Raw genomic sequence first — 7,331 nt, forward strand, 5'->3', positions numbered from 1 at the left:
CTGTCCGGACCCATGTAGGGCAAGCGCCCCGGTCGCGCACCCCGGCAATCCAGACCGTACCGCGATGGCACATTAATCCTCCCCGCCACGGGATGACTTTCAGCGCCCGGTCGCCTTCGGCTCCTCCTTCAACGGCCACGCCTTGTACCCGCCGACCCATGTCTCGATCACCCTGGTCGTCCGCAGTTCCGCAGGCGTCGCGGTCACCGGATCGCGATCGACGACGATGAAGTCCGCCTTCTGCCCCGGCAGCAGCGATCCGAAACGCTGTTCCGCGAACCCGGCGAACGCTGCGTCCTGGGTGAACGCCTTCCACGCCTGTTCGCGCGTCACCTTTTCCTCCGGCCGCCACCCGCCCGGCGGCTGCCCATTGGCATCCTCGCGGGTGAACGCAGCCGCCCAGCCGACGAACGGGTTCGGGTTCTCGACCGGATAGTCCGACCCGAACGCCAGCCGCCCGCCATCGCGCAGCACCGTCGCCCACGCATAGGCGCCGGTCAGCCGCGCCGGCCCCAGCCGCGCCTCGGCCATGGTCCGGTCGCCGGTCGCGTGGACCGGCTGCATCGATGCGACGATGCCGTTGCGTCCCAGCCGCGGCAGGTCGGCGGGATCGATCACCTGCGCATGTTCGATCCGCCAGCGGCGGTCGTCCTTGTACGACGATGCCAGCTCGTCGATCGCGTCCAGCACCTGCCGGTTGGCGCGGTCGCCGATCGCATGGATCGCGAACTGGAACCCATCCATCGTGCCGCGGCTCAGCAGGTTCAGCAGGGTAGTATCGTTGATGAACGACAGCCCGGTCTGCTTCGGCGCATCGGCATAGGGCGCCTTCAGCCACGCCCCGCGCGATCCCAGCGCCCCGTCGGCGTACAGCTTGATCCCGCCCATGCGCAGCCGGTCGCCATACAGCCACGGCGTCGGCCCGGCCCCGGCGATGGTCAGCGCCGGCTCCAGCCCCATCGCATAGCTCATGATCCGCACGCGCAGCTGGCCGATATCGCCCATCCGCCGGAACACCTGCCAGTCGTCGACCGACGTGCCCATGTCGGCGGTCGCGGTGATGCCGTTCGACAGCAGCAGGTCCTGCGCCTTCAGGAACGCGGCGTTGCGTTCGCGCGGGGACGGTTTCGGTCTGGCGGCATCGAACAGGCTGGCGGCGCTGTCGACGAACACGCCCGAAGGCTGGCCGTTCGGCAGCAATTCGATGCGCCCGCCCGCCGGCGCGACGGTCTTCGCGGTGATCCCCGCCGCCTTCATCGCCGCGGTGTTCGCCCACACCGCATGGCCGTCGGCGCGTTCCAGCAGCACCGGCTTGTCGCCCGCCGCCGCATCCAGTTCGGCGGCGGTCGGGAAACGCCCCAGCCCCCACGCCTCCTGATTCCAGCCGCCACCCGTCACCCATGGCCGGTTGCCGTTGGCGCGCGCATAGGACTGGATCGCGCCCTGCGCCTCGGCCAGCGACTTCGTGTTCGACAGGTCGAGTTCGAGTGCGCGATAGCCCAGCGACATCACATGGCCGTGCGCGTCGATCATGCCGGGCATCACGATCTGCCCCTTCATGTCGCTGCGCCAGTCCAGCTTCTTCGGTGCCTTCTCGCCCTTGGGCACCAGCCGCACGACCTTGCCCTCGCGATCGACCAGGATGCCGCCGAAGCGCACCACCTGCCCCCGCGAATCGAGCGCCACGCCCGACACGTTGTCGATCAGCCCGTCGGCCTGCGCCGTTCCCGCCAGCAGCAGCGCGGCGACGGCAAGAGCCTGCCGGATCACTTCGCGATCCTCCGCACCAGCGCGCTGGTATCCTGTCGTCCGCCACCCATGGCCTGCACCTCGGCATAGAATTGATCGACTAGCGCGGTCACCGGCAAGGTCGCGCCGTTGCGCCGCGATTCGTCGAGCGCGAGGCCGAGGTCCTTGCGCATCCAGTCGATAGCGAAGCCGAAATCGAACCGGTCCTTCGCCATGGTCGGCCAGCGATTGACCATCTGCCAGCTCTGCGCCGCGCCGCCCGACACCGCGTCCAGCACCTTGTCGAGGTCGAGGTCGGACGCCTGCGCGAACCGCAATGCTTCGGCCAATCCGCCCAGCACCCCGGCGATGCAGATCTGGTTGACCATCTTGGTCGTCTGCCCCGCGCCCGCATCGCCGACATGGACGATGCGCTGCGCATAGGCCTGCATCAGCGGCTCGGCGGCGGCGAAAGCCTCGGCCGAACCGCCGCACATGATCGACAGCTTGCCGTTCTCGGCCCCCGCCTGTCCGCCCGACACCGGCGCGTCGAGCACCAGCAGCCCCTTTCCGGCCCCCGCCTGCGCCAGTTCGCGCGCGATCGCCGCCGATACGGTGGTGTGGTCGGCGAACAGCGCGCCTGCCCGCATCGCGCCGAACGCACCGTCGTTGCCCAGCGTCACCGCGCGCAGATCGTCGTCGTTGCCGACGCACGCGAACACCGCATCGGCACCTTGCGCAGCGGCGGCGGGCGTATCCGCGACGGTGCCGCCATGCTGCGCCGTCCAGGCGTCGGCCTTGGCGCGGGTGCGATTGTAGACGGTGACCTGATGGCCGGCGGAAACGAGGTGCCCGGCCATGGGCGCGCCCATGACGCCGGTGCCGATGAATGCAAGTGTTGCCATGGGCCAGCGGTCTATGGGCTTCGCGCGTCATGGGGAAGGGCCGATATTGCGGACGCACTGGACGGATTGGCCGCAAGCGCCGGCCACACTATCCACGCAGTACGTCGCCCCGGCGAAGGCCGGGGCCTCAAGCGGCTCCTGCTCTCCGCGATAACCGGGAAATTCCAGCCTGCGCTGGGATGACGTACCGTTGGTCGGCTTGGCCCGGGTAAATCACGCCGGCTGCCCACCCCCGCCGGTCGCCCCGAAAATCTGCCCCGTCGAAAAGCTGATCGCCGGATCGGCCGCCGCGACGTACAGCCCGGCGATCTCCGCCGGCTGACCCGGCCGCCCGAGTGGCGAACTGCCGCCGAAGCTCTGCAACTTCTCCGGTGTCGCACCGCCGCTCACCTGCAACGGCGTCCAGAACGGTCCCGGCGCCACCGCGTTGACGCGAATGCCTTTCGACGCCAGCTGTTTGGCCATCGCCTTGGTGAAGTTCAGCACCGCCGCTCGCGTCAGCGCATAGTCGACAATGTCGGGCGACGGATCGCCCGCTTGTTCTGACGAGGTATTCACGATCACCGCGCCCGGCCCCATCACCGCCACCGCCGCCTTTGTCAGCCAGAACGGCGCATAGACATTGGTCTTCATCGTATCGTCGAAATCCTGCGAACTGATCGACGCGATATCGGGCCGGGTCTGCTGCCGGGCGGCATTGTTGACGAGGATATCGAGCCCGCCCAGCTGCGCCGTCGCCTGCTGCACCAGCTTGCGACAAAATCCTTCGTCGCGCAGATCGCCGGGGATCGCCACCGCCTTGCGTCCTGCCGCGCGGATCAGCGCGACGACCTCGCGTGCGTCGGGTTCCTCGGCAGGCAGATAGTTGATCGCCACATCGGCGCCTTCGCGAGCATAGGCGATGGCGGCGGCCCGGCCGATACCGCTGTCGCCACCGGTAATCAACGCGCGCTTGCCCGCCAGCCGGCCCGATCCCTTGTAGCTCTGCTCGCCATGGTCGGGGCGCGGCGTCATCTTGGACGCAAGGCCCGGCCACGGTTGGCGCTGCACCGGAAAGGGCGGCTTGGGATGCGCGGCGGCGGCGCTGGTCGGGGCCGCGGCACCCCCGCCCTGCGCCGATGCGGGAACGGCGGCGGCCACGCCTGCAAGGGCGGCACCGGTAACGAAGGTGCGGCGATCGGTATCGGACATGGCGTTCGGCTTTCCGGCTTGAGAGGTCTTTCGGGAGACGCGTGCCGGGGCGGATGGGTTCCCCTGTCGGCGCGAATAGGCTACGCGCCCGCGATGGCTACGAACCCGATCGCTCCGCCCGCCCTGCCCCTCACCGTCGACGATGTACGTGCGGCGGCGATGCGGATCGGCGGATCGATCGTCCGCACGCCGACCCTGGTCAGCCGCACCCTGTCGCAACTGACCGGCGCCACCGTCTATCTCAAGTTCGAAAACCTTCAGTTCACCGCCGCCTACAAGGAACGCGGCGCGCTCAACACCCTGCTGCAACTCGACGAGGCCACCCGGTCGAAGGGCGTGATCGCCGCCTCGGCCGGCAACCATGCGCAGGGCCTCGCCTATCACGGCAACCGGCTGGGCGTGCCGGTGACGATCGTCATGCCGCGCCCGACCCCGACGGTGAAGGTGATGCAGACGCAGAGCCACGGCGCGACCGTGGTGCTGGAGGGCGAGACGTTCGACGCCGCCTATGCCCATGCCCGCAAGCTGGAGGCGGAGCAGGGCCTGACCTTCGTCCATCCGTTCGACGACGCGCGGATCATGGCGGGGCAAGGGACCGTCGCGCTCGAAATGCTGGAGGACGTGCCCGAGCTCGACACGCTGGTCGTGCCGATCGGCGGCGGCGGCCTCATCAGCGGCATGGCGACCGTCGCCCGCGCCGCCGGGCGCCCGATCGAGGTGGTCGGCGTGCAGGCCGAGCTGTTCCCGTCGATGTACAACCGCCTGCACGGCACCGACATGGACTGCGCCGGCGACACGCTGGCGGAGGGGATCGCCGTCAAGCAGCCCGGCGGCCTGACCGCGCAGGTCGTGGCGGCGCTGGTCGACGACATCGTGCTGGTCAGCGAACGCCAGCTGGAGGAAGCCGTCAGCCTGCTGGTCCAGATCGAAAAGACCGTGGTCGAGGGTGCCGGCGCCGCCGGCCTCGCCGCGCTGCTGGGCCATGGACAGCGGTTCCGGGGCAAGACCGTCGGCGTCGTGCTGTGCGGCGGCAATATCGACACCCGCCTGCTCGCCAACGTGCTGCTGCGCGACCTCGCCCGGTCGGGCCGGCTGGCGCGGCTGCGCATCCGGTTGCAGGACCGCCCCGGCGCGCTGTTCCACGTCGCCAAGATCTTCCACGAACACGCCGTCAACATCATCGAGGTCTATCACCAGCGCGTCTTCACGACGCTGCCGGCCAAGGGCCTGATAACCGACATCGAATGCGAGACCCGCGACCGCGCACATCTCGACGGGCTCGTCGATGGCCTGCGCGCGGGCGGGTACGAGGTAAGCACGGTCGAACTGGCGTAGACAACCGACGCCATCGCATTGAACCCGGATGCCCTCCCGGCGGCGGCTGACCCTGCGGAACCGGCCGCGAACGGCATCCCGGCGAAGGCTGGGATCTCCCGCTGACAGGGCGCAGCAGGAGCCGCGGGAGGCCCCGGCCTTCGCTGGGGCGACGCTGCCATGCCGGTCTGTCGAACGCTGGCACAGGATCGACATGCGATTCGCAAGGCGTAGCCCCCGGGACGAACGGTCATCCCGAGCGCGTCACGCCGACCGATCACATCTGGATCGAATCGAAACAGCCATGGCTGGCGCTGGCCGACGGAATACCGCAATTTCCGCAGGGTCCGCCCGCGACCTGACCGGCGCAACGGAATTGATGGTTAACGCGCTTTTCAGCACGTCGGGTAATCGCCATATCCCCCGCGATCCGCTAGATTCACAACGTCTCGACCGCAGGAGCATCGGGTGACCGCGCCGTTTCGTTTTCCCCGCTTCTTCGTAACCTCGCCTGCCCCCTGCCCCTATCTGCCGGGGCGGCAGGAGCGGAAGGTCTTTACCGAACTGAACGGCCCCAATGCCGACGAACTGAACGAGGCGCTGGGCCGCATCGGTTTCCGCCGCAGCCAGTCGGTCGCCTATCGCCCCAGCTGCGTCGGGTGCAGCGCCTGCGTGTCGGTCCGCGTCGTGGCGGGCGGCTTCACGATGAACGCGACGCAGCGCAAGCTGATGCGCCGCCACGCCGATCTCGACATCCGCGCGTGCAAGCCGTGGGCGACCGACGAACAGTTCCGCCTGCTGCGCCGCTACCTTTCGGCGCGCCATCCCGGCGGCGGCATGACGGCGATGGACGAATCGGACTTCGCCGACATGGTCGAACATTCGCCGGTGACGTCATGGGTCATCGAATATCGCGAGCCGGCCGAGGGCGGCGTGCCCGGCCGGCTGGTCGGCGCATGCATTACCGACGAACAGGCCGACGGGCTGTCGATGGTCTACAGCTTCTTCGAAACCGACGACGATGCGCGCCCGGGCCTCGGCACCTTCATCATCCTCGACCATATCCGCCGCGCCCGCGCCGGCGGGCTGCCGCACGTCTATCTCGGCTATTGGGTACAGGGGTCGCCGCGCATGGCGTACAAGACGAAGTTCCGTCCGCTGGAGGTGCTGGGGCCGACCGGCTGGGCCGTACTGGGCGACGCCCCCGCCGCGACCGTGCCGGCGTAAGCGGGCCGTTCCGGCTCGAACCGCCCCCTACCGTCAGCCCGGTCTTGACCGAGACGTCTCGAACAGGGCCAAAGCCTCGCCGTACCCGGCGAAGGCCGGCGTACGGGTTGAGGGCTTTCGCAGGGGTTTCGATCAAGGCCGGAGTGACGACACCGTCAGCAGTATCGCCGAGGGGCACACATACGAACAGGCACCCGACCCGCCGGGGCCGGATGCCTGTACGAAACCGCCGGGCCCGCCGCGCGACGCGGCCAGGCCCTGCGCCGGATCAGCCCTGGCGGGCCTTGAAGCGGCGGTTGGTCTTGTTGATGACGTAGATGCGCCCGCGGCGACGGATCACGCGGTTGTCCCGGTGACGATCCTTGAGCGACTTCAGCGAATTGACGATCTTCATGGGAACGGCTCTCAAACGGCAAATGGGCCGCTCGCACGGCCGGAAAAGAGGCGTCCAGCTATCGCCGGTCGGCGCCTGCGTCAAGATGGGATCGCCTCCGCATGTCGAAACACCATCGCAATGAACCCGACCATATGGTTGGTGCGTTATCGGATGACACAGGCTGTGGCATAAGCAGGATGAACGACATGAAGCAGGGTTGGGCAATCGGGGTCGCGACGGTCGCGGCGCTCCTCGCCACGGGGTGCACGACCACCGGATCGCGCGTCGCGCCGGTCGACGTCACCCGCTTCCACCTGAACCAGCCGATCGCCCGCGGTACCTTCACCGTCGAACCGGTGTCGAGCGGCATGTCCGCCACGCCCGAGTTCCAGACCTATGGCAACGCCGTCGCGCGCGAGATGGAAAAGCTCGGCTTCACCCGCGCCGGCACCCAGCCGTCCGACCTGATCGTCGGCGTCACCTTCACCCGCGCCTCGCGCGGCTTCGTCGAAAAGCGCCCGCCGGTGTCGATCGGCCTCGGCGCGGGCGGCGGGGGCGGCGGCTGGCGTGGCGGCGGCGTGGGGCTGGGC

At 69.0% G+C, this 7,331-nt stretch carries 6 protein-coding genes and 1 pseudogene; 3 read left to right on the forward strand and 4 right to left on the reverse strand.

The features are described from left to right. Positions 1–99 precede the first annotated feature (99 nt). The 3 genes from QLH51_RS05230 to QLH51_RS05240 form a co-directional block, all read right to left on the reverse strand. Positions 100–1,770: an amidohydrolase gene (locus QLH51_RS05230; RefSeq protein ID WP_125656247.1), complete on the reverse strand. Its 1,671-nt coding sequence runs from the start codon at positions 1,768–1,770 to the stop codon at positions 100–102. Beyond that, positions 1,767–2,633: an NAD(P)-dependent oxidoreductase gene (locus tag QLH51_RS05235; RefSeq protein WP_125656244.1), complete on the reverse strand. Its 867-nt coding sequence runs from the start codon at positions 2,631–2,633 to the stop codon at positions 1,767–1,769. Before QLH51_RS05235 ends, QLH51_RS05230 begins: the two co-directional genes overlap by 4 nt. Before the next feature lie 213 nt (positions 2,634–2,846). After that, complete coding sequence (locus tag QLH51_RS05240; protein WP_125656241.1) at positions 2,847–3,824, reverse strand: SDR family oxidoreductase; 978 nt, start codon at positions 3,822–3,824, stop codon at positions 2,847–2,849. Between the two features lie 93 nt (positions 3,825–3,917). Here QLH51_RS05240 and QLH51_RS05245 point away from each other — a divergent pair, with 93 nt between their 5' ends. Both QLH51_RS05245 and QLH51_RS05250 read left to right on the forward strand, forming a co-directional pair. Next, positions 3,918–5,159: a threonine ammonia-lyase gene (locus tag QLH51_RS05245; RefSeq protein WP_125656238.1), complete on the forward strand. Its 1,242-nt coding sequence runs from the start codon at positions 3,918–3,920 to the stop codon at positions 5,157–5,159. A gap of 447 nt (positions 5,160–5,606) precedes the next feature. Then, positions 5,607–6,365: an arginyltransferase gene (locus QLH51_RS05250; protein ID WP_125656235.1), complete on the forward strand. Its 759-nt coding sequence runs from the start codon at positions 5,607–5,609 to the stop codon at positions 6,363–6,365. 268 nt (positions 6,366–6,633) lie between these two features. Here the strand turns inward: QLH51_RS05250 and ykgO are convergent, their stop codons facing one another. Continuing rightward, positions 6,634–6,759 carry a type B 50S ribosomal protein L36 gene (gene ykgO / locus QLH51_RS05255; RefSeq protein WP_055755695.1) on the reverse strand — a complete coding sequence of 42 codons (126 nt, stop codon included), beginning with the start codon at positions 6,757–6,759 and terminating at the stop codon, positions 6,634–6,636. Between the two features lie 188 nt (positions 6,760–6,947). On the opposite strand from ykgO, the pseudogene QLH51_RS05260 reads away from it, so the two are divergent. Then, positions 6,948–7,331 (forward strand): annotated as a pseudogene (locus tag QLH51_RS05260) (DUF4136 domain-containing protein); the annotation flags it as partial.

This window comes from Sphingomonas sp. 2R-10 (assembly GCF_030062225.1).
Classification (GTDB): Bacteria; Pseudomonadota; Alphaproteobacteria; order Sphingomonadales; family Sphingomonadaceae; genus Sphingomonas.

Bases quoted from the DNA above. Each gene is read 5' to 3' on its own strand.
- QLH51_RS05235 (WP_125656244.1), bottom strand. From the start codon at position 2,633: ATGGCAACACTTGCATTCATCGGCACCGGCGTCATGGGCGCGCCCATG.
- QLH51_RS05240 (WP_125656241.1), bottom strand. From the start codon at position 3,824: ATGTCCGATACCGATCGCCGCACCTTCGTTACCGGTGCCGCCCTTGCA.
- QLH51_RS05245 (WP_125656238.1), top strand. From the start codon at position 3,918: ATGGCTACGAACCCGATCGCTCCGCCCGCCCTGCCCCTCACCGTCGAC.
- ykgO (WP_055755695.1), bottom strand. From the start codon at position 6,759: ATGAAGATCGTCAATTCGCTGAAGTCGCTCAAGGATCGTCACCGGGAC.